We start from the raw sequence: 20,624 nt of genomic DNA, 5'->3' as shown, positions 1-20,624 counted from the left end.
TCTTCCTGTCTGATTAAATTGAGTGATGTTTTTCTATGCGTCTTAATCCCGGCCAACAACGTGCTGTCGAATTTGTCACCGGTCCCTGTCTGGTGCTGGCCGGTGCGGGTTCCGGTAAAACCCGCGTGATCACCAATAAAATCGCCCATCTGATCCGTGAATGCGGCTATCAGGCGCGCCATATCGCGGCGGTGACCTTCACCAACAAGGCGTCGCGCGAGATGAAAGAACGTGTGGCGCAAACGCTGGGACGCAAAGAGGCGCGCGGTCTGATGATCTCAACCTTCCACACGCTGGGCCTGGAGATCATCAAGCGTGAGTACAAGGCGCTCGGCATGAAATCGACCTTCTCGCTGTTCGACGATCAGGATCAGCTGGCGCTGCTTAAGGACCTGACCAAGCAGTGGCTGGAAGAAGATAAAACCCTGTTGCAGCAGCTGATTTCCACCATCTCCAACTGGAAAAACGACCTGGTCGATCCGCAGGGCGCGGCCGGTCTCGCCAAATCACAGCGCGACCAGATTTTTGCCCACTGCTACGCGCTGTACGATCAGCATCTGAAAGCCTGTAACGTGCTGGATTTCGACGATCTGATTCTGCTGCCGACCCTGCTGCTGCAGCGTAATCAGGAGGTGCGCGAACGCTGGCAACAGCGCATCCGCTATCTGCTGGTGGATGAGTATCAGGACACCAACACCAGCCAGTATGAGCTGGTGAAGTTGCTGGTCGGTGCCCGGGCGCGCTTTACCGTGGTCGGCGATGACGATCAGTCTATATACTCGTGGCGCGGCGCGCGGCCGCAGAACCTGGTGCTGCTGAAAGAGGATTTCCCGGCGCTGGAAGTGGTGAAGCTGGAGCAGAACTATCGCTCGACGCAGCGTATTCTTAAATGCGCCAATATCCTCATCGCTAACAATCCGCACGTGTTTGAAAAGCGGCTGTTCTCGGAGCTGGGCGAGGGCAGCGAGCTGAAAGTGCTGAGCGCCAACAACGAAGATCACGAAGCCGAGCGCGTGGCGGGCGAGCTGATTGCCCATCATTTTATTAATAAAACCCAGTACAAAGATTACGCGATTCTTTATCGCGGTAACCATCAGTCGCGCGTGTTTGAAAAGCTGCTGATGCAGAACCGTATTCCTTATCGCATCTCCGGCGGCACGTCGTTTTTCTCGCGGCCGGAAATTAAGGACTTGCTGGCCTATCTGCGCGTGCTGACCAATCCGGAAGATGACAGTGCGTTTCTGCGCATCGTGAACACGCCACGCCGCGAGATCGGCCCCGCGACGCTGCAGAAGCTGGGTGAATGGGCCAATCTGCGCAACAAAAGCCTGTTTAACGCCAGCTTTGATATGGGGCTGGAACAGACGCTTTCCGGGCGCGGGCTGGAGCATCTGCAGCGCTTTACCCACTGGCTGAATGAAATCGTTCAGCTCACCGAGCGTGAACCGGTGAATGCGGTGCGCGACCTGATTCGCGGCATCGACTACGAAAGCTGGCTGTTTGAAACCTCCCCCAGCCCGAAAGCGGCGGAAATGCGCATGAAGAACGTCAATACGCTGTTTCAGTGGATGACCGAAATGCTGGAGGGCGACGAACTTAACGAGCCGATGACGCTGGCGCAGGTGGTGACGCGTTTTACCCTGCGCGACATGATGGAGCGCGGCGAGAGCGACGAAGAGCTCGATCAGGTCCAGCTGATGACGCTGCACGCCTCGAAAGGGCTGGAGTTCCCCTATGTCTATCTGGTGGGCATGGAAGAGGGGCTGCTGCCGCATCAGAGCAGTATCGATGAGAACAACATCGAAGAGGAGCGTCGCCTGGCCTACGTGGGCATCACCCGCGCGCAGAAAGAGCTGACTTTTACCCTGTGCCGCGAGCGCCGTCAGTACGGCGAGCTGGTGCGTCCGGAACCAAGCCGCTTCCTGCTGGAATTGCCGCAGGATGATGTGGCGTGGGAGCGTGAGAAAAAGGTCATCAGCGCCGAAGAGCGGGTGAAAACCGGGCAAACGCGCGTCGCCGGCTTACGTGCGATGCTGGAGAACGCAAAGAAGGGGTAATGGTTTCGTCACAGCCGCAAGCCTGGCCTGTGGCGAAATCTGTTGCGCGCGCCGCAGAGGCAAAGCGCCCGGCAAAGCGAAGTTTACTCGCTTAAAGGCGCAGTTGCCGGGCGCTTTTCAACGCAGCAGCAGCAGGTTCGATCAGGAAATCGTCAGCAGCCAGTGCACATACGACTGGTAATGGCTCTCCTGCTCCAGCAGCTCGGCGCGCAGCGGATGCGCAGCCAGCCAGCCTGCCGGCAGCGTCAGATGCAGCGCATCATCATCCGCCTGCAGACGCACCGCCGGCAGCGTGTCGTCGCGCCGCCGGCTGGAGAAGATAATTGCCAGCCGCAGCAGACGGCTCAGCCGCTCTGCCATGCGCGGCGGCACGGCGTTTTGCTGCGTCAGCAGCGCCAGATCAATGCTGCCGCTCTGGTTCTGCAGCAGGCAGGCCAGCATTTTTTTCTGTGCGGGGGTGAAACCAGGAAGATCGAGATGGCGAATCAGATACGCGGCGTGCTGCGGTGCCTGGCGGAAATCGACGCTCAGGCCAATTTCGTGGATTGAACAGGCGCTGAGGAGTAAATCGCGACATCGCTGATCCAGCTTCCAGCTGCTGCTCACCTGACGGAAAAAGCTCTCTGCCAGCTGGCGCACGCGGCCGACCTGCTCAACATCAATGGCGAAACGACGCTGAACGTTCTGCAGCGTGCGGCTGCGAATATCGCGGTCAATCGGCAGATGCAGCATGCCGTACACCAGCCCTTCGCGCAGTGCGCCGCCGGCCAGCGTCATGCTCTCAATGCTCAGCTCGTGAAAAATGGCGATCAGGATCGACAGGCCGCTGGGGAACACCAGCGCACGCTCCAGCGTCAGCCCTTCAATCTCCAGCTCCTCCAGCTTGCCGCACTGAATGGCACGCTGCTTGAGCTGCTGCAGTTTGCTCAGAGTGATGCGCTCATCCATGCCCTGCGCCACCATGATCTCCTGCAGTGCCTGGACGGTGCCGGACGCGCCCACGCAAATCTGCCAGCCTTTCTCTCGCAGTGCCGGCGCAATCGGACGGATCATTTCACGTGCGGCCTGTTCGGCCTGGGCAAAGTTCTCTTTGGCGAGATGACGATCGCTGAAGAAGCGCTCCAGCCAGGTCACACAGCCCATCGACAGGCTAAACAGCGTAGTGGCGTGCGCACCTTCGCCGGTCACCAGCTCGGTGCTGCCGCCGCCGATATCGACCACCAGCCGCTGGTCAGAGCCGCCGGTGGTGTGCGCAACACCCTGATAGATCAGGCGCGCTTCTTCCTCACCGCTGATGACGTTCACCGCGCAGCCGAGAATCTGTTCCGCCTGAGTCAGGAAATCCTGCGCGTTACTGGCAATGCGCAGCGTGGCGGTTGCCACCACGCGGATTTGTTCCGAGGGAATGTCCTGCAACTGCTCGGAGAACAGACGCAGGCACTGCCAGCCGCGCTGCATCGCCTCAGCCGAGAGATGGTTGGCCGCATCAAGACCTGCCGCCAGACGCACCTTGCGTTTAATTCGCGCGACGGTCTGAATACTGCCGGACACTTCGCGCACCACCAACATATGAAAGCTGTTAGAACCTAAATCAATCGCAGCATAAAGTGACGATGCGCTTAGCATGTGTGCTTAACCCGAACGTTTACGGTTGTTGTTGCGCGGGGCACCGCCGCGACGGTTGCTGTTGTTGCCACCGCGACGTGGACCGTTGCCCGAGCGGTTACGCTGCAGGCGTTTCGGTGGCGGCAGGTCGCTCAGCAGGGCGTCGCTGTTGTACTTGCTCACCGGAATACCGTGACCGATGTACTCTTCAATCGCCGGCAGGTTGAGCGCGTACTCTTCACAGGCCAGGCTGATGGAGTGACCGCTGGCGCCAGCACGACCGGTACGGCCAATGCGGTGCACGTAATCTTCGCGATCGTCCGGCAGGTCGTAGTTGAAGACGTGCGTAACTGCCGGGATGTGCAGGCCGCGCGCGGCGACGTCGGTGGCAACGAGGATATCCACATCACCTTTGGTGAAGTCGTCCAGAATGCGCAGGCGTTTTTTCTGCGCCACGTCGCCGGTCAGCAGGCCCACGCGGTGACCATCGGCAGCCAGGTGGCCCCAGATATCTTCACAGCGGTGCTTGGTGTTGGCGAAGACGATGGCGCGGTCCGGCCACTCTTCTTCCAGCAGGGTCTGCAGCAGACGCATCTTCTCTTCGTTCGAAGGGTAAAACAGCTCTTCTTTAATGCGGTGGCCGGTTTTCTGCTCGGGCTCAACTTCAACGTATTCGGCGTTGTTCATGTGCTCGAACGCCAGTTCACGTACGCGATAAGAAAGCGTGGCCGAGAACAGCATACTCAGGCGCTGGGTGGCCGGCGGCATGCGGCGGAACAGCCAGCGAATGTCTTTAATGAAGCCGAGATCGAACATGCGATCCGCTTCATCCAGTACCACGACCTGAATGGCGCCGAGGTTGATGTGATTTTGTTTGGCGTAGTCAATCAGGCGTCCGGTGGTGCCCACCAGAATATCGACGCCGTCTGCCAGCACTTTCAGCTGCTTGTCATAGCCGTCGCCGCCATAGGCCAGGCCCAGCTTCAGACCGGTGGCCTGCGCCAGCGGCTCGGCATCGGCATGAATCTGCACCGCAAGCTCACGCGTCGGTGCCATGATCAGCGCGCGTGGCTGATTAACCTGGCGGCCTTCAGCAGCTGGATGAGAAAGAAGATAATGAAACGTTGACGTCAGGAACGCCATCGTTTTGCCGGTACCGGTTTGCGCCTGACCCGCGACATCACGCCCTGAAAGCGCAAAAGGCAACGCGAGCGCCTGAATCGGCGTGCAGTTATGAAAGCCTTTTTTATCAAGGGCTTCCACTACCTGTGGGTGCAGGGCGAAGTCGGAAAACTTCTGTTCTGTTAAGTGTGTTTTGCTCATAGTGTGGTAGAATATCAGCTTACTATCGCTTTACGAAAGCGTATCCGATGAAATAAAGTCAACCTACGTTGGTATATTTTACGCCAATTCGCCAGGCATAATCTTTGGAGTTAAACATGAGCAGCGATAAAATCGTTCACCTGACCGATGACAGTTTCGACACTGACGTGCTGAAAGCCGACGGTGTGACGCTGGTAGATTTCTGGGCTGAATGGTGTGGTCCTTGCAAAATGATCGCCCCGATTCTCGACGAAGTCGCAGAAGAGTACGACGGTAAGCTTACCATCGCCAAGCTGAACATTGATGAAAACCCAGGTACTGCGCCAAAATACGGTATTCGCGGTATCCCGACCCTGCTGCTGTTCAAGAACGGCGAAGTGGCGGCGACCAAAGTGGGTGCGCTGTCTAAAGGTCAGCTGAAAGAGTTCCTGAACGCTAACCTGGCCTAAGCCCGGCGCGGTGTTTGTTCGGCAGTGGTGAATTTTTTCGCCACTGCTGGACGTCTCCCTTCAGGCGTGTTAAGTTGACCTCACTGCATTACGCACTTACCTTGTAGTTTGCATCTAAAGTTTTCCCTTGTCAGACCCAGCTCGCATTGAACGTTTTCGTGGTTTGGCAATCTGACGGCTAGCACATTCGGCATCACCTTTCGACCGTCTCCTCGCTTCCTATCGCCACATCTGACGATAACCGTCGAGCAGCGTTGAAAAAGAGCCATTAACAGGCATGGAATTTTTGCCATACCATTCACGACAAACATTTCGAGAATTACCCCGAGTTTAAGAACCCATCACTATGAATCTTACCGAATTAAAGAATACGCCGGTTTCTGAGCTGATTACTCTCGGCGAAAATATGGGGCTGGAAAACCTGGCGCGTATGCGCAAACAGGACATTATTTTCGCCATCCTGAAACAACACGCGAAGAGCGGCGAAGACATCTTCGGTGATGGTGTGCTGGAGATACTGCAGGATGGATTTGGTTTCCTCCGCTCCGGAGACAGCTCCTACCTCGCCGGTCCCGATGATATCTACGTTTCTCCCAGCCAAATCCGCCGCTTCAACCTCCGCACTGGTGACACCATTTCTGGCAAAATCCGCCCACCGAAAGAAGGTGAACGCTATTTTGCGCTGCTGAAAGTTAACGAAGTTAACTACGACAAGCCAGAAAACGCCCGTAGCAAGATTCTGTTTGAAAACCTGACGCCGCTGCACGCGAACAACCGTCTGCGCATGGAGCGTGGTAACGGTTCGACCGAAGACCTGACGGCGCGCGTGCTGGATCTGGCATCGCCAATCGGTCGTGGTCAGCGTGGTCTGATCGTCGCACCGCCGAAAGCCGGTAAAACCATGCTGCTGCAGAACATCGCGCAGAGCATCGCGTATAACTACCCTGACTGCGTGCTGATGGTGCTGCTGATTGACGAGCGTCCGGAAGAAGTAACCGAAATGCAGCGTCTGGTGAAAGGCGAAGTTATCGCGTCTACCTTTGACGAACCGGCCTCGCGTCACGTGCAGGTTGCAGAGATGGTGATCGAGAAGGCTAAGCGCCTGGTCGAGCACAAAAAAGACGTTATCATCCTGCTGGACTCCATCACCCGTCTGGCGCGCGCCTACAACACCGTAGTGCCGGCGTCGGGTAAAGTCCTGACCGGTGGTGTTGACGCCAACGCCCTGCATCGTCCGAAGCGTTTCTTCGGTGCGGCACGTAACGTGGAAGAGGGCGGCAGCCTGACCATCATCGCCACCGCGCTGGTTGATACCGGTTCGAAGATGGACGAAGTGATTTACGAAGAGTTTAAAGGTACAGGTAACATGGAACTGCACCTGTCACGTAAAATCGCTGAGAAGCGCGTGTTCCCGGCTATCGATTACAACCGTTCCGGTACGCGTAAAGAAGAGCTGCTCACCTCTCAGGAAGAGCTGCAGAAGATGTGGATCCTGCGCAAAATCATCCATCCGATGGGTGAAATTGATGCAATGGAGTTCCTCATCAATAAACTGGCAATGACCAAAACCAACGACGAATTCTTCGATATGATGAAACGCTCGTAATCTGTTGCCGCCGGTAACGGCCTGAGCCAGCCGGCTAACGGCACAAATTGCCAGGATTTATGACTAACGCCACGTCTTAACGTGGCGTTTTTCATTTGTGGGCATTAGGATTATGCCTGTCAGGAAGCAGACATATTGACTGAGGCAGCAAAGCGGCGGTTTTTTCAGCAAACGCACGCGCTGCGACAGAATTCAGACCAGGGATATACAGCAATGGCGGGAAAATTGCTTATTGTTGTCCATGATTTTAGCTGAGAGCGTTAACGTGAATTTACTCACTATGAGTACTGAGCTTGGTTTAGTTTTTCTTTTTTCTTTAGCGTTCCTGTTTTTTGCTCGTAAAGCGGCTAAAAAAATTGGGCTTGTGGACACGCCGAATTCCAGAAAACGACACCATGGCGCCATTCCGTTAGTCGGCGGTATCTCCGTGTATGCGGGGATTTGCTTCGCCTTTGCCATCTCAAATTATTATCTGCCGCACGCCGTACTGTACCTCTTCTGCGCCGGGGTACTGGTGCTGGTCGGCGCGCTCGATGACCGCTTTGATATCAGCGTCAAAATCCGTGCCGTGGTTCAGGCGGCGATTGCCATCGTGATGATGGTCGGGGCAAAACTCTATTTACTGAGCCTGGGGTTTATCATTGGTCCGGTCGAGCTGATCGTCGGGCCTTTCGGCTATGTGCTGACGCTGTTCGCGGTATGGGCAGCGATCAATGCTTTCAATATGGTGGACGGTATTGATGGTCTGCTGGGTGGCTTATCCTGCGTCACCTTCGCCGCGATGGGCATCATCCTCTACTTTGACGGACAGACCAGCCTGGCGATGTGGTGCTTCGCGATGATCGCCGCCACCATTCCCTACATTCTGCTTAATCTCGGCTTTTTAGGCCGCCGTTATAAAGTGTTTATGGGTGATGCCGGCAGTACCATGATCGGCTTCACCATCATCTGGATTCTGCTGGAAACGACGCAGGGCCTCAGCCATCCCATCACGCCAGTCACCGCCCTGTGGCTGATTGCTATTCCGCTGATGGACATGGTGGCGATCATGTATCGTCGTCTGCGCAAGGGCATGAGCCCGTTCTCGGCCGATCGTCAGCATATCCATCACCTGATCATGCGGGCCGGTTTTACCTCCCGGCAGGCCTTTTTATTGATTACCGTGGCCGCCGCGCTGCTGGCCGGGATTGGCGTGCTGGGCGAATATCTGGCATTCATTCCCGAGTGGGTCATGCTGGCGCTGTTCCTCGCTGCTTTCCTCCTTTACGGTTATTGCCTGAAACATGCATGGCGCGTCGCGCGCAAAATCCGTCGTATCAAACGTCGCTGGCAAAGCAGCGGCGAAGAGAAAAAATAATTACCCAGATAAGTACCCGGATAAGGACACTTTTGTTATGACCTCTGTCGTTGTGGAGAACGAACTGGATGTACGCGGCCTCGGCTGCACGCTGTGGCGCGGCAAAGGCTGGATTATTGGCCTGGCGCTGCTGTTTGCGCTGCTGGCGTGGCTGGCTTCCATGTTAATGAAGCAATCCTGGAGCGCCACGGCGGTGACCGATCGGCCGACGGTGAATATGCTGGGCGCATTCTTTGTGCAGCAGCAGTTCCTCAATAATCTGGATGTGCGCAACGAGACCGTCAGCCTGAATACGCCAGCGCCGACGGTGATGGATGAGGTCTATCAGGAGTTCACCATGCAGCTGGCGTCGTGGGATACGCGTCGCGATTTCTGGCTGCAGACTGATTACTATAAGAGCCGCAAAAGCGGTAATGCGCACAATGATGCCGCGCTGCTCGACGATCTGATCACCAACATTCAGTTCACCCCGGCCGATGCCACCCACAATACGCTGGATAACATTAAGCTGATCGCGGAGACCGCCGGCGACGCCAACAACCTGCTGCGGCAGTACATTGCCTATGCCAGCGAACGCGCCGCGCGCCATCTCAACGATGAGCTCAAAGGTGCGTGGCAGGCGCGCAGCGTGCAGCTGCAGGCGCAGGTCAGTCGTCAGCAGGAAGTGGCGCAGGCGGTGTTTGATCGCCGTCGCCAGCGCATCGAGCAGGCGCTGAAAGTGGCCAGCCAGCAGGGCATTAAAGAGAACCGCGCGCCGGTCAGCGGTGAAGCGCTGCCGGACAGCGATCGCTTCCTGCTGGGGCAGCAGATGCTGCAGGCGCAGCTGGATACCCTGCAAGCCAGCGGACCTGCTTACGATTTAAGCTATGATCAAAACAGGGCGATGCTCAACACACTGCAGGCCGGACCGCGCCTGGATAAACCGTTCCAGACCTACCGTTACCTGCGCACGCCGGAAGAGCCGGTCAGCCGCGATAGCCCACGTCGTCTGTTTATGATGGTGATGTGGGGCGCGATCGGTGCGCTGGTGGGTGCCGGCGTAGCGCTGGTGCGTCGTCCGCGTGCAACATTCGCCAACCGTCACTAAGAGAATCCGCGTGAAAGTTCTGACTGTATTTGGCACGCGCCCTGAAGCGATCAAAATGGCTCCGCTGGTGCAGGCACTGGCGCAGGATGCTGCCTTCGAATCGCGCCTGTGCGTGACGGCACAGCATCGTGAAATGCTTGACCAGGTACTGCGCCTTTTCCGGCTGCAGCCCGACTATGACCTCAATATTATGCGGCCCGAACAGGGACTGACCGAGATCACCAGCCGCATTTTGCAGGGTATGAAGACCGTGCTGGCAGACTTCCAGCCGGATGTCGTGCTGGTGCACGGCGATACCACTACCACCTTTGCCGCCAGCCTGGCCGCGTTTTACCATCAGATTCCGGTGGGCCACGTTGAGGCGGGTCTGCGGACCGGTAACCTGATGTCACCGTGGCCGGAGGAGGCCAACCGCACCCTGACCGGTCATCTCGCCAGCTATCACTTCACGCCGACAGAAAATTCGCGGCAAAACCTGCTGCGCGAAAATCTGCCCGACGCGCGCATTTTCGTCACCGGCAATACGGTGATCGACGCGCTGCTGTGGGTACGCGATCGCGTGCTGGATGATGCCGATCTCAATGCCCGCCTGGCGGCGCGTTACCCGTTCCTTGAGGCCGGTAAAAAGCTGATTCTGGTTACCGGCCATCGGCGCGAAAGCTTTGGCGAAGGCTTTGAACGCATCTGCAGCGCGCTGGCGCAGCTGGCGCGTCAGCATCCGCAGCTGCAAATCGTCTATCCGGTGCACCTCAACCCTAACGTCAGCGAGCCGGTGAACCGTATTCTGAGCGGTATCAACAACATCATTCTGATTGAGCCGCAGGAGTACCTGCCGTTTGTCTGGCTGATGAATCGCGCCTGGCTGATTCTTACCGATTCCGGTGGCATCCAGGAAGAGGCGCCGTCGCTGGGCAAACCGGTGCTGGTGATGCGCGAAACCACCGAGCGGCCGGAAGCGGTCGCGGCCGGTACGGTGAAGCTGGTCGGCACCGACGTGAATAAAATTGTTGCTGAAGTCAGCCTGCTATTGCAGGACGACGAGGCGTGGCAGGCGATGAGCCGTGCGCACAATCCGTATGGCGATGGCCATGCCTGCGCGCGCATCCTGCAGGCACTTAAACAACACAGAGTTTAACTATGCGTTTTTCAACCATTTCCGTTATCGGACTGGGCTACATTGGGCTGCCGACGGCAGCCGTTTTTGCTTCGCACGGGAAACAGGTCATCGGCGTGGATATCAATGCGCGCGCGGTGGAAACCATTAATCGCGGCGAAATTCATATCGTCGAGCCTGAACTGGGCGACGTAGTACGTGCAGCGGTGCACAACGGCAACCTGCGCGCCACCACCCAGCCTGAAGCTGCCGACGCCTTTCTGATTGCCGTGCCGACGCCGTTTGTCGGCGATCATCAGCCGGATCTCAGCTACGTGCAGGCGGCTGCGCTGTCGATTGCGCCGGTGCTGAAAGCCGGCGATCTGGTGATCCTCGAATCAACCTCGCCGGTGGGCGCTACTGAACAGATGGCGCAATGGCTGGCGGCGGCGCGCCCGGATCTGCGCTTCCCGCAGCATGGCGAGCAGCCTGACGTGTTTATCGCTTACTGCCCCGAGCGCGTGCTGCCGGGGAAAGTAATGGTCGAGCTGCTGGAAAATGACCGCGTAATTGGCGGCATGACGCCGGCCTGTTCGGCGCGCGCCAGCGAGCTGTATCGCATTTTCCTGCGCGGCGAGTGCGTGGAAACTAACGCGCGCACCGCAGAGATGTGCAAGCTGACGGAAAACAGTTTCCGCGATGTGAACATCGCGTTTGCCAACGAACTGTCGCTGATCTGCGCCGAACAGGGGATCAACGTGTGGGAACTGATTGCGCTGGCGAACCGCCATCCGCGCGTCAATATCCTGCAGCCGGGACCGGGCGTTGGCGGCCACTGCATTGCGGTCGACCCGTGGTTTATCGTGGCGCAAAACCCGCAGCAGGCACGGCTGATCCGGACCGCGCGTGAGGTTAACGATGCCAAGCCGGGCTGGGTGCTGGATCAGGTTAAACAGGCGCTGGCCGAGTGCCTGACGGCTAGCGGCAAGCGTGCCACGGACGTGACCATCGCCTGTTTCGGTCTGGCATTCAAACCTAATATTGATGACCTGCGTGAAAGCCCGGCGATGTCGGTGGCGCAGCGTATTGCGGGCTGGCACAGCGGCCGCACCTGGGTGGTCGAGCCGCATGTGGCGGATATTCCGCCGCAGCTCGCCGAACGCGCTACGCTGGTGCCGCTGGCTGATGCCCTGCAACACGCCGACATCCTGGTGATGCTGGTCGATCATGCGCAGTTCCGCGCCGTCACCCCTGAACAGGTGACGCAGCCGTGGATTGTGGATACCAAAGGAGTCTGGCGATGAAACAGTTTTTAGTCACCGGCGGCGCCGGTTTTATTGGCTCCGCGCTGGTGCGCTTCCTGATTGCCAATACCGACCACCGGGTGGTGGTGGTGGATAAGCTGAGCTATGCCGGCAATCTGGCGTCGCTGGCACCGGTTGAGCAGGATGCGCGCTTTGCTTTTGAGCAGGTCGATATCTGCGACCGCGCCGCGCTGGATCGCGTGCTGGCGCAGTACCAGCCGGACTGCATCATGCATCTGGCGGCTGAGAGTCACGTGGACCGCTCGATTGACGGGCCAATCGCCTTTGTCGAAACCAACATTGTCGGCACCTACCAGCTGCTGGAGGCGACGCGCCATTACTGGAACGGCATGACGGATGAGCGCAAGAAGGGCTTCATCCTGCACCATATCTCCACCGACGAGGTGTTTGGCGATCTGCACGGCACGGAAGATTTCTTTACCGAAACCACGCCGTACGCCCCGAGCAGCCCTTATTCGGCGACCAAAGCCAGCAGCGACCATCTGGTGCGCGCGTGGCTGCGCACCTACGGACTGCCTGTGGTGGTCACCAACTGTTCCAACAACTATGGGCCTTACCATTTCCCGGAAAAACTGATTCCCCTCACCATTATCAATGCGCTGGCCGGTAAGCCGCTGCCGGTGTACGGCAACGGCAGCCAGATTCGTGACTGGCTGTATGTGGAAGATCACGCCCGCGCGCTGTACACCGTAGTCAGCAGCGGCAAAGTGGGCGAGACCTACAACATTGGCGGCCACAATGAGCGGCGCAATATTGAGGTGGTGGAGACGCTGTGTGATTTGCTGGATGAGCTGGCACCGCAACAGCGCGCTGCCGGGCTGAGCAGCTACCGGGAGCTGATCACCTTTGTCCACGATCGTCCCGGCCACGACCTGCGCTATGCCATTGATGCCAGTAAAATCGCCCGTGAACTGGGCTGGACGCCGCAGGAAACATTCGACAGCGGCATCCGCAAAACCGTGCAGTGGTATCTGGCCAATCCGCAGTGGTGGCAGGCGATTCTCAACGGCAGTTATCGCGGCGAGCGTCTGGGCTTAGCCACCCCGCGTTAAGCACGCATGCAGGAGGAGCAACGATGAAAGGTATCATCTTAGCCGGTGGCTCGGGCACGCGCCTGCACCCGATAACCCGGGCGATATCCAAGCAGCTGCTGCCGGTGTACGACAAACCGATGATCTACTATCCGCTGTCGGTGCTGATGCTGGCGGGGATTCGCGACATTCTTATTATTACCACGCCGGACGATCGCGCCCATTTTGAGCGGCTGCTGGGGGATGGCAGTGAATTTGGCCTGCAGCTGCAGTATGCCGAGCAGCCGAGCCCGGATGGCCTGGCGCAGGCCTTTATCATCGGCGAATCCTTTATTGGCGACGATAGCTGTTGTCTGGTGCTGGGCGACAATCTCTACTTCGGCCAGGGCTTCAGTCCGAAACTGAAAAAGGTGGCCGCGCGCAGCCACGGTGCCACGGTTTTTGCCTATCAGGTCATGGATCCGGAACGTTTTGGCGTGGTGGAGTTTGATGACGACTTCAACGCGCTGTCGATTGAAGAGAAGCCGCAGCAGCCGAAATCGCGCTGGGCAGTCACCGGCCTCTACTTTTACGATAACCGCGTGGTGGAGTTTGCGAAGCAGGTGCAGCCCTCGGCGCGCGGCGAGCTGGAAATTACCGCCATCAACCAGATGTATCTGGAGCAGGGCGAACTGGCGGTGGAGCTGCTGGGGCGCGGCTTTGCCTGGCTGGACACCGGCACCCACGACAGCCTGATTGAGGCCAGCGTGTTCGTGCAAACGGTGGAGAAACGCCAGGGCTTTAAAATTGCCTGCCTTGAAGAGATTGCCTGGCGCAACGGCTGGCTGAGCGATGAGCAGCTGCTGGCAGCGGCACAGGCGTTGACCAAAACCGGCTACGGCCAGTATTTGCTGGATATTCTGCATGCCCGTCCTCGTCAGTATTGATCCTCTCGCGTGGGAGAGCGACTTCTTCCGCTGCGCCACGGCGCGGCTGACGCTGGATGGCGATGTGCCGCTGGCCGAGGCGCTGCAGCAGCCTTACACGCTGTGGCAGGTTAAGGTGCCGGCGCAGGACAGCGCGGCGATAGATGCGCTGAGCCAGTATGGTTTTCAGCTGGTGGAAGGCGAAGCGGATCTGGCGATCAATATCAAACGCACCGAACGGCAGACCGGCGTGCGCATCGCGCGCGAAGCGCAGATCCCGCAGCTGCGCGCGGCAGCGGCCCAGGCGTTTAGCCAGAGCCGTTTTCGTGCTCCCTGGTTTGACGCTGAAGACAGCGGCCGCTTCTACGCACAGTGGATTGAGAACGCGGTGCGCGGCACTTTTGATCACCAGTGTCTGATCGCCTGCGACGAGCAGGGCGCGCTGCAGGGTTTCGTCTCCATGCGCGAAGTCGCCGGTGATGCGCGTATCGGTCTGCTGGCGGTGCTGCCGGCGGCGCAGGGCAACGGCGTCGGTCAGCGTTTGCTGCTGGCAGCTGCCGACTGGGGCCGGGTGCGCCAGCTCGAGCGTCTGCGGGTCGCGACCCAGCTCAGCAATCTTACGGCGATGCGCCTCTATTTACGCAGCGGTGCCCGGCTGGAAAGCACCGCCTACTGGTTTTACAGGAAAGCCTGATGATCCCATTTAATGCGCCCCCGGTTGTGGGCACCGAAGTTGACTATATGCAGTCGGCGATGGCCAGCGGCAAGCTGTGCGGCGACGGCGGCTTTACCCGGCTCTGTCAGCAGTGGATGGAGCAGCATTTTGGCAGCAAAAAAGTGCTGCTGACGCCCTCGTGCACCGCTTCGCTGGAGATGGCCGCGCTGCTGATCGATATCCAGCCCGGCGATGAAGTGATCATGCCGAGCTACACCTTTGTCTCCACCGCCAACGCCTTCGTGCTGCGCGGCGCCACCATTGTGTTCGTCGACGTGCGCCCGGATACGCTGAATATCGACGAAACGCAGATTGAAGCGGCAATCACGCCGAAAACGCGCGCCATCGTGCCGGTACATTACGCGGGCGTGGCGTGCGAGATGGATACCATCATGGCGCTGGCAGCGAAGCATCAGCTGTATGTGATTGAAGATGCGGCGCAGGGCGTGATGTCGCAGTACAAAGGGCGCGCGCTGGGCACCATCGGCCATATTGGCTGCTTTAGCTTCCATGAGACGAAAAACTACACTGCCGGCGGTGAAGGCGGCGCCACGCTGATCAACGAGGCGAAACTGATCGAGCGTGCGGAGATCATCCGCGAAAAAGGCACCAACCGCAGCCAGTTCTTCCGTGGACAGGTGGATAAATATACCTGGCGCGATATTGGTTCCAGCTACCTGATGGCGGATTTGCAGGCGGCTTATCTGTGGGCACAGCTGGAAGCGGCGGAACGCATCAACCAGCAGCGTCTGCGCCTGTGGCAAAACTATTACGACGCGCTGCAGCCGCTGGCGGCCAGCGGGCGCATTGCGTTACCGGCGGTGCCGGCCAGCTGCCGTCACAACGCCCACATGTTCTATCTCAAATTGCGCGACAGCGAGGATCGCCAGGCGCTGATTAACTGGATGAAGGAAGCGGAGATCCTCACCGTGTTCCACTATATCCCGCTGCACTCCTCACCGGCCGGCACGCGTTTTGGCCGCTTCCACGGCACGGATGCGTTCACTACGCGCGAGAGCGAGCGCCTGCTGCGGCTGCCGCTGTTCTACAACCTGTCGGACAACAACCAGCGTACGGTAATCAGTTCGCTGCTGAGCTTCTTTGCCTGATGTCGTTAGCCAGAGCCTCAGTGTGGACCGCCTCGTCCACGCTGGTAAAAATTGTCGCTGGCCTGCTGGTGGTGAAACTGCTGGCGGTGAGCTTCGGCCCCGAGGGTGTCGGCCAGGCGGGTAACTTTCGCCAGCTGATTACCGTGCTCGGCGTGCTGGCCGGCGCGGGTATCTTTAACGGCGTAACCACCTATGTCGCGCAGTTCCGCCAGCAGCCGGCGCAGCTGCGCGCCGTGACCGGCACCGCGTCGGCAATGGTGCTGGGGTTTTCCACACTGCTGGCGCTGCTGTTCCTGCTGGCGGCGGAGCCCATCAGCCGGGCGCTGTTTGGCCACGCCGCCTGGCAAAACGTGGTGCGCATCGTCGCTTTTTTGCAGCTGGGTATTGCCTGGGCCAACCTGACGCTGGCGCTGCTGAAAGGTTTTCGCGATGCGCGCGGTAACGCGCTGGCGCTGATCGCCGGCAGCCTGATCGGTGTGGTGGGTTATGTGCTGTGCTGGTGGCTGGGTGGCTATGCCGGTGCGCTGGTCGGGCTGGCGCTGGTGCCGGCGCTGCTGGTCGGGCCGGCGCTGTGGATGCTGCGACGCCACCGCGAGGAACTGCCGCTGCGCTGGCTGATGCCGCAGTGGCAGCCGGCGCTGGCGCGTAATCTGGCCAAATTTACCCTGATGGCGCTGATGACGGCCGTGACCCTGCCGGTAGCCTGGGTGATGATGCGTAATCTGCTGGCGCAGCAGCAGGGCTGGGCGCAGGTCGGGCTGTGGCAGGGCGTCACCAGCATCTCCGATGCGTATCTGCAATTTATCACCGCCACGTTCAGCGTCTGGCTGCTGCCAACGCTGGCGCGGCTGGAGCATAAAGCCGACATCGCGCGCGAAATTGGCCGCGCGCTGCGCTTTGTGCTGCCGGCGGTGGCGGCGGCCAGCTTTTGCGTCTGGCTGCTGCGCGATGTCGCCATCTGGCTGCTGTTTTCCCCGCAGTTCAGCGCCATGCGCGATCTTTTTGTCTGGCAGTTGTGCGGTGACGTCTTTAAAGTAGGCGCCTATGTTTTCGGATACCTGGTGATCGCCAAAGCCTCACTGCGCTTTTATATTCTCACGGAAATCAGCCAGTTTGTGCTGCTGACCGCCTTTGCGCACTGGTTGATCCCACTGCACGGAACGGCGGGCGCGGCGCAGGCTTACATGGCGACCTACGTGCTCTACTTTGCCCTTTGCTGTGGCGCTTTCTTGATTTATTGCCGGAAAAAATGACGCTATTTCACGTGCTGGGCTCCGATATCCCGCATCACAATCACACGCTGCTGCGCTTTTTTAACGACGTCATGAGCGTTGAATCGCCAGCCGACGCGCCGCGTCAGTTTATGGTGGTGTCGGCCGCGCCGGATACCCTGCTGGCCTATCCTCAGCTGCAGATCGACGTGTATCCCAGCAAGCGCGCGCTGGCGCAGGCGGTGATCGCACGCGCCGCTGATCGCCGTCAGCGCTTCTTCTTTCACGGCCAGTTCAATCCGCGCCTGTGGCTGGCGCTGCTCAGCGGCAAGCTGCGGCGACAGCAGGCGTTCTGGCACGTCTGGGGCGCCGATCTCTATGAAGAGGGTGCCGGGCTAAAGTACCGCCTGTTTTATCTGCTGCGGCGTATCGCCCAGGGGCGCATGGCGCAGGTGTTTGCCACGCGCGGCGATCTGCACTTTTTCCAGCAGCGCCATCCGCGCGTGCCCACTTCGCTGCTCTATTTTCCAACGCGTATGCCGGAGGCCGCGATACCTGCACCTGCCGCCAGCGACAGCTTTACCATTCTGCTCGGCAACTCGGGCGATCGCAGCAACCGGCACATTGAAGGATTGCAGGCGATTCGCCGCCAGTTTGGTGAGCAGGTTAACGTGGTGATCCCGCTCGGTTATCCGGCCAGCAACTATGAGTACATCGATGAGATTGATGCTGCCGCGCAGCGCCTGTTTCCGCGCGGCCAGGTGACGCTGCTGCGCGACAAAATCGACTTCACTGCCTATCTGCAATTGCTGAGTCGCTGTCAGCTCGGTTATTTTATGTTCGAGCGTCAGCAGGGCATCGGTACGCTGTGCCTGCTGATTCAGGCCGGCATTCCGTTTGTAGTCAACCGTAAGAATCCGTTCTGGCGTGACCTGAGCGAGCAGGGGCTGCCGGTGTTATTTAGCGCTGATGCGCTGGATCGCACGCGCGTGGCGGAGGCGCAGCGTCAGCTGGCGCAGTGCGATCGTTCCGCTATCGCCTTTTTTGCCCCGGGCTATCTGGCGGGATGGCGCCACGCGCTGGCGGAGAGTGAAAGGGAGTCAACATGAGCCTGCTGCAGTTTAGTGGTCTGCTGGTGGTGTATCTGTTTTCGCTGGGCTTCATTCTGACGCTGACCTGGCGCGAATTTAAACGGGTGCGTTTTAATTTCCACCTGTTCTTTACCCTGCTGTTTTTACTGACCTTTTACTTTGGCTTTCCGCTGACCAGCGTGCTGGTGTTCCGCTTTAACGTCAGCGTGGTGCCGGCAGACTATCTGCTGCAGGCACTGCTGGCCGCTACCAGTTTCTACGCCATCTATTACGTCAGCTATAAAGTGCGGCTGCGGCCTGCGCAGGCGGCGCCGCGCAAACCCTGGCTGACGATGAACCGGGTGGAAACCCATCTGACCTGCCTGCTGCTGGCGCTGGTGGCGGTGGGAACCGTCACGGTGTTCTTTATGCATAACGGCCTGCTGCTGTTCCGGCTGTCGGCCTATAACCAGATCTTCTCCAGCGAAGTGTCCGGCGTGGCGCTCAAGCGTTTCTTCTACTTCTTCATTCCGGCAATGCTGATCCGCTATTTTCTTAATCCTACCCAGCGCCAGTGGCTGCTGTTTTTGCTGATCACGGTGGCGTTTGGTCTGCTGACCTATGCGCTGGTGGGCGGGACGCGCGCCAATATCATCATCGCCTTTGCGCTGTTCCTGTTCATCGGCATTACGCGCGGCTGGATTACGCTGTGGATGCTGGTCGGGGCCGGCGTGATGGCGATTGGCGGCATGTTCTGGCTGGCGCTGCGTCGTTACAATCTGGATGTGGTGGGCGATGAAGCGTTTTACACGTTTCTCTATCTGACGCGCGACACCTTTTCGCCGTGGGAAAACCTTGCGCTGCTGCTGCAGAATTACGACAAAATCGATTTTCAGGGGCTGGCCCCGATCTGGCGTGATTTCTACGTGTTTATCCCGGGCTGGCTGTGGCCGGATCGGCCATCGATGGTGCTCAACAGCGCCAACTATTTCACCTGGGAATTGCTGAATAATCACTCCGGGCTGGCGATTTCACCTACGTTGCTCGGTTCGCTGCTGATCATGGGTGGCGCAGGTTTTATTCCCCTTGGGGCGATAGCGGTCGGGCTGTTGATGAAAGGGTTTGATTCTCTCTACCAGCAGGGGCGCGAAGCCGGCAACCGCTACAGCGGTGCCATTTTGCAAAGCTTCTGCTTTGGCGCGGTGTTCAATATGATCGTGCTGGCGCGCGAAGGGCTGGATGCCTTCGGCTCGCGCGTGGTGTTCTTTTGCCTGATTTTCGCCGCCTGTGTTGGGCTGGCGAAGTTACTTTTCTGGCTGTTAGCGCGTGCCGGGCTGATTCGCCCGCGCGCGGAGCCAGTTTTATCGCGCTCTGCTTAACCTCCGGGCCTGACGGGAAATACCGACCATGGAAACCGATCATCCGCGTTATACCCTGCGCGGCATCGATTTACACGCTTTCGCCGATATGGCGAGCTTTCTTCACTTTCTGCTGCCGGACGGCAAGCCGCGCAGCGGCACGCTGGTGGCGATCAACGCCGAAAAGATGCTGACGCTGGAAGAGGATGCCCAGCTGCGCGCGCTGATCGCCGCCGCGGAGATCAAATACCCGGACGGCATCAGCATTGTGCGTTCGCTGCGTAAAAAATACCCGCAGCTAACGGTGAACCGTATCGCCGGCGCCGATCTGTGGGAAGCGCTGATGGAACAGGCGGGCCGCAGCGGTATTCCGGTATTTTTAATCGGCGGGCGTGAGCAGGTGCTGCAGGAAACCTGCGATAAATTACGCCGTCAGTGGAATGTCAACATCGTGGGCAGCCAGAACGGCTACTTCGCCCCTGCCGAACGTGAGGCGCTATTTGCGCGCATCGCCGCCAGCGGGGCACAGATTGTGACCGTGGCGCAGGGATCGCCGCGCCAGGAGCTGCTGATGCGCGACTGCCGCGAACACTGGCCGCACGCGCTGTATATGGGCGTCGGCGGCACCTATGATGTCTTTACCGGCCACGTCACGCGTGCGCCACGCATCTGGCAGCAATTAGGGCTGGAGTGGCTGTATCGCCTGATTCGCCAGCCATCACGCTGGCGTCGTCAGTTAAAACTGCTCAAATATTTACGCTATCACTGGCGCGGTGATCTGTAACGCGGCAGGAATAGTGCTGTAATTCCGGCAGGTTAAGCAGGCAAATTGCGTTATTTATCGACGGAATGCACAAAGCGTAAGCAAACGCGATTTTTTTATGAAAAAGCACTGGACAGCCTGGAGTCAAATACGTAGTATGCCCATCCGCAACGGCGCTACGCGCCCGTAGCTCAGCTGGATAGAGCGCTGCCCTCCGGAGGCAGAGGTCTCAGGTTCGAATCCTGTCGGGCGCGCCATTTAGTTTGTGCGCAAGAGCTTCGGTGGTTGGTTTAACCGCGTTATGCAGTGTATTGAGTAAGCGGTTACGCTTACGCACCAGAATTATGGTGGCTATAGCTCAGTTGGTAGAGCCCTGGATTGTGATTCCAGTTGTCGTGGGTTCGAGTCCCATTAGCCACCCCAGATTTTGCTGGGACATGCGAAGGTGGCGGAATTGGTAGACGCGCTAGCTTCAGGTGTTAGTGTTCTTACGGACGTGAGGGTTCAAGTCCCTCTCTTCGCACCAGGCAAAACAAGTAAGCAGTAACAGGCAGTACAAA

The 20,624-nt window shown here is 58.7% G+C and carries 17 protein-coding genes and 3 tRNA genes; 18 read left to right on the top strand and 2 right to left on the bottom strand.

The genetic code is table 11. The features are described 5' to 3' along the window. Nucleotides 1-35 precede the first annotated feature (35 nt). Nucleotides 36-2,057, top strand: coding sequence for a DNA helicase Rep (rep, locus tag H7K56_RS19025; protein WP_058758096.1), 2,022 nt, complete (start codon nucleotides 36-38; stop codon nucleotides 2,055-2,057). 141 nt (nucleotides 2,058-2,198) lie between these two features. Here the strand turns inward: rep and gppA are convergent, their stop codons facing one another. Both gppA and rhlB read right to left on the bottom strand, forming a co-directional pair. Beyond that, nucleotides 2,199-3,683 carry a guanosine-5'-triphosphate,3'-diphosphate diphosphatase gene (gene gppA / locus H7K56_RS19020; RefSeq protein ID WP_150361821.1) on the bottom strand — a complete coding sequence of 495 codons (1,485 nt, stop codon included), beginning with the start codon at nucleotides 3,681-3,683 and terminating at the stop codon, nucleotides 2,199-2,201. A gap of 6 nt (nucleotides 3,684-3,689) precedes the next feature. Further along, nucleotides 3,690-4,985 carry an ATP-dependent RNA helicase RhlB gene (gene rhlB / locus H7K56_RS19015; protein ID WP_031279615.1) on the bottom strand — a complete coding sequence of 432 codons (1,296 nt, stop codon included), beginning with the start codon at nucleotides 4,983-4,985 and terminating at the stop codon, nucleotides 3,690-3,692. Nucleotides 4,986-5,101: 116 nt separating this feature from the next. Between rhlB and trxA the strand changes: the two genes are divergently transcribed. The 17 genes from trxA to H7K56_RS18930 all read left to right on the top strand — a co-directional run bounded on the left by trxA (nucleotide 5,102) and on the right by H7K56_RS18930 (nucleotide 20,590). After that, nucleotides 5,102-5,434 (top strand): thioredoxin TrxA, encoded by a 333-nt coding sequence (gene trxA / locus H7K56_RS19010; protein WP_021313352.1) that lies wholly within the window; start codon nucleotides 5,102-5,104, stop codon nucleotides 5,432-5,434. 346 nt (nucleotides 5,435-5,780) lie between these two features. After that, nucleotides 5,781-7,040 carry a transcription termination factor Rho gene (rho, locus tag H7K56_RS19005; RefSeq protein ID WP_021506991.1) on the top strand — a complete coding sequence of 420 codons (1,260 nt, stop codon included), beginning with the start codon at nucleotides 5,781-5,783 and terminating at the stop codon, nucleotides 7,038-7,040. Between the two features lie 280 nt (nucleotides 7,041-7,320). Next, a complete protein-coding gene (gene wecA / locus H7K56_RS19000; RefSeq protein WP_021506990.1) occupies nucleotides 7,321-8,397 on the top strand; it encodes a UDP-N-acetylglucosamine--undecaprenyl-phosphate N-acetylglucosaminephosphotransferase in 1,077 nt (358 codons plus the stop codon). Between the two features lie 37 nt (nucleotides 8,398-8,434). After that, the gene (wzzE, locus tag H7K56_RS18995; RefSeq protein ID WP_021506989.1) at nucleotides 8,435-9,484 is read left to right on the top strand and encodes an ECA polysaccharide chain length modulation protein; all 1,050 of its coding nucleotides are present in this window, start codon (nucleotides 8,435-8,437) and stop codon (nucleotides 9,482-9,484) included. Nucleotides 9,485-9,494: 10 nt separating this feature from the next. After that, nucleotides 9,495-10,619 (top strand): non-hydrolyzing UDP-N-acetylglucosamine 2-epimerase, encoded by a 1,125-nt coding sequence (gene wecB / locus H7K56_RS18990; protein WP_058758100.1) that lies wholly within the window; start codon nucleotides 9,495-9,497, stop codon nucleotides 10,617-10,619. Nucleotides 10,620-10,621: 2 nt separating this feature from the next. Next, nucleotides 10,622-11,881 (top strand): UDP-N-acetyl-D-mannosamine dehydrogenase, encoded by a 1,260-nt coding sequence (gene wecC, locus H7K56_RS18985; RefSeq protein WP_150361820.1) that lies wholly within the window; start codon nucleotides 10,622-10,624, stop codon nucleotides 11,879-11,881. Next, on the top strand, nucleotides 11,878-12,954 hold the full coding sequence (gene rffG / locus H7K56_RS18980; protein ID WP_021506986.1) for a dTDP-glucose 4,6-dehydratase: 1,077 nt from the start codon (nucleotides 11,878-11,880) through the stop codon (nucleotides 12,952-12,954). The genes wecC and rffG overlap by 4 nt, the downstream gene beginning before the upstream one ends. A gap of 23 nt (nucleotides 12,955-12,977) precedes the next feature. Beyond that, complete coding sequence (rfbA, locus tag H7K56_RS18975) at nucleotides 12,978-13,859, top strand: glucose-1-phosphate thymidylyltransferase RfbA (protein ID WP_021506985.1); 882 nt, start codon at nucleotides 12,978-12,980, stop codon at nucleotides 13,857-13,859. After that, nucleotides 13,837-14,532 carry a dTDP-4-amino-4,6-dideoxy-D-galactose acyltransferase gene (gene rffC / locus H7K56_RS18970; RefSeq protein WP_150361819.1) on the top strand — a complete coding sequence of 232 codons (696 nt, stop codon included), beginning with the start codon at nucleotides 13,837-13,839 and terminating at the stop codon, nucleotides 14,530-14,532. Before rfbA ends, rffC begins: the two co-directional genes overlap by 23 nt. Continuing rightward, nucleotides 14,532-15,662: a dTDP-4-amino-4,6-dideoxygalactose transaminase gene (gene rffA, locus H7K56_RS18965; RefSeq protein ID WP_150361818.1), complete on the top strand. Its 1,131-nt coding sequence runs from the start codon at nucleotides 14,532-14,534 to the stop codon at nucleotides 15,660-15,662. The genes rffC and rffA overlap by 1 nt, the downstream gene beginning before the upstream one ends. Continuing rightward, nucleotides 15,662-16,915 (top strand): lipid III flippase WzxE, encoded by a 1,254-nt coding sequence (gene wzxE / locus H7K56_RS18960; protein ID WP_058758104.1) that lies wholly within the window; start codon nucleotides 15,662-15,664, stop codon nucleotides 16,913-16,915. Before rffA ends, wzxE begins: the two co-directional genes overlap by 1 nt. Continuing rightward, complete coding sequence (gene wecF, locus H7K56_RS18955) at nucleotides 16,912-17,982, top strand: TDP-N-acetylfucosamine:lipid II N-acetylfucosaminyltransferase (RefSeq protein WP_058775511.1); 1,071 nt, start codon at nucleotides 16,912-16,914, stop codon at nucleotides 17,980-17,982. Before wzxE ends, wecF begins: the two co-directional genes overlap by 4 nt. Further along, complete coding sequence (wzyE, locus tag H7K56_RS18950) at nucleotides 17,979-19,322, top strand: ECA oligosaccharide polymerase (RefSeq protein WP_150361895.1); 1,344 nt, start codon at nucleotides 17,979-17,981, stop codon at nucleotides 19,320-19,322. The genes wecF and wzyE overlap by 4 nt, the downstream gene beginning before the upstream one ends. 28 nt (nucleotides 19,323-19,350) lie before the next feature. Beyond that, nucleotides 19,351-20,085: a lipopolysaccharide N-acetylmannosaminouronosyltransferase gene (gene wecG / locus H7K56_RS18945; protein WP_021506979.1), complete on the top strand. Its 735-nt coding sequence runs from the start codon at nucleotides 19,351-19,353 to the stop codon at nucleotides 20,083-20,085. 159 nt (nucleotides 20,086-20,244) lie between these two features. Beyond that, nucleotides 20,245-20,321: transfer RNA gene (locus tag H7K56_RS18940), tRNA-Arg, on the top strand. Between the two features lie 90 nt (nucleotides 20,322-20,411). Further along, a tRNA-His gene (locus H7K56_RS18935) sits at nucleotides 20,412-20,487 on the top strand. A gap of 16 nt (nucleotides 20,488-20,503) precedes the next feature. After that, a tRNA-Leu gene (locus H7K56_RS18930) sits at nucleotides 20,504-20,590 on the top strand. Nucleotides 20,591-20,624 lie beyond the last annotated feature (34 nt).

Origin of the sequence: Pantoea dispersa (assembly GCF_014155765.1) — a bacterium.
Classification (GTDB): Bacteria; Pseudomonadota; Gammaproteobacteria; order Enterobacterales; family Enterobacteriaceae; genus Pantoea; species Pantoea dispersa.
Note: the sequence above shows the minus strand (reverse complement) of the source record. Positions and strands in the feature narration are given on the sequence as shown.

Coding starts and splice junctions, on each gene's coding strand:
- rep (WP_058758096.1), top strand. CDS start 36: ATGCGTCTTAATCCCGGCCAACAACGTGCTGTCGAATTTGTCACCGGT.
- gppA (WP_150361821.1), bottom strand. CDS start 3,683: ATGCTAAGCGCATCGTCACTTTATGCTGCGATTGATTTAGGTTCTAAC.
- rhlB (WP_031279615.1), bottom strand. CDS start 4,985: ATGAGCAAAACACACTTAACAGAACAGAAGTTTTCCGACTTCGCCCTG.
- trxA (WP_021313352.1), top strand. CDS start 5,102: ATGAGCAGCGATAAAATCGTTCACCTGACCGATGACAGTTTCGACACT.
- rho (WP_021506991.1), top strand. CDS start 5,781: ATGAATCTTACCGAATTAAAGAATACGCCGGTTTCTGAGCTGATTACT.
- wecA (WP_021506990.1), top strand. CDS start 7,321: ATGAGTACTGAGCTTGGTTTAGTTTTTCTTTTTTCTTTAGCGTTCCTG.
- wzzE (WP_021506989.1), top strand. CDS start 8,435: ATGACCTCTGTCGTTGTGGAGAACGAACTGGATGTACGCGGCCTCGGC.
- wecC (WP_150361820.1), top strand. CDS start 10,622: ATGCGTTTTTCAACCATTTCCGTTATCGGACTGGGCTACATTGGGCTG.
- rffG (WP_021506986.1), top strand. CDS start 11,878: ATGAAACAGTTTTTAGTCACCGGCGGCGCCGGTTTTATTGGCTCCGCG.
- rfbA (WP_021506985.1), top strand. CDS start 12,978: ATGAAAGGTATCATCTTAGCCGGTGGCTCGGGCACGCGCCTGCACCCG.
- rffC (WP_150361819.1), top strand. CDS start 13,837: ATGCCCGTCCTCGTCAGTATTGATCCTCTCGCGTGGGAGAGCGACTTC.
- rffA (WP_150361818.1), top strand. CDS start 14,532: ATGATCCCATTTAATGCGCCCCCGGTTGTGGGCACCGAAGTTGACTAT.
- wzxE (WP_058758104.1), top strand. CDS start 15,662: ATGTCGTTAGCCAGAGCCTCAGTGTGGACCGCCTCGTCCACGCTGGTA.
- wecF (WP_058775511.1), top strand. CDS start 16,912: ATGACGCTATTTCACGTGCTGGGCTCCGATATCCCGCATCACAATCAC.
- wzyE (WP_150361895.1), top strand. CDS start 17,979: ATGAGCCTGCTGCAGTTTAGTGGTCTGCTGGTGGTGTATCTGTTTTCG.
- wecG (WP_021506979.1), top strand. CDS start 19,351: ATGGAAACCGATCATCCGCGTTATACCCTGCGCGGCATCGATTTACAC.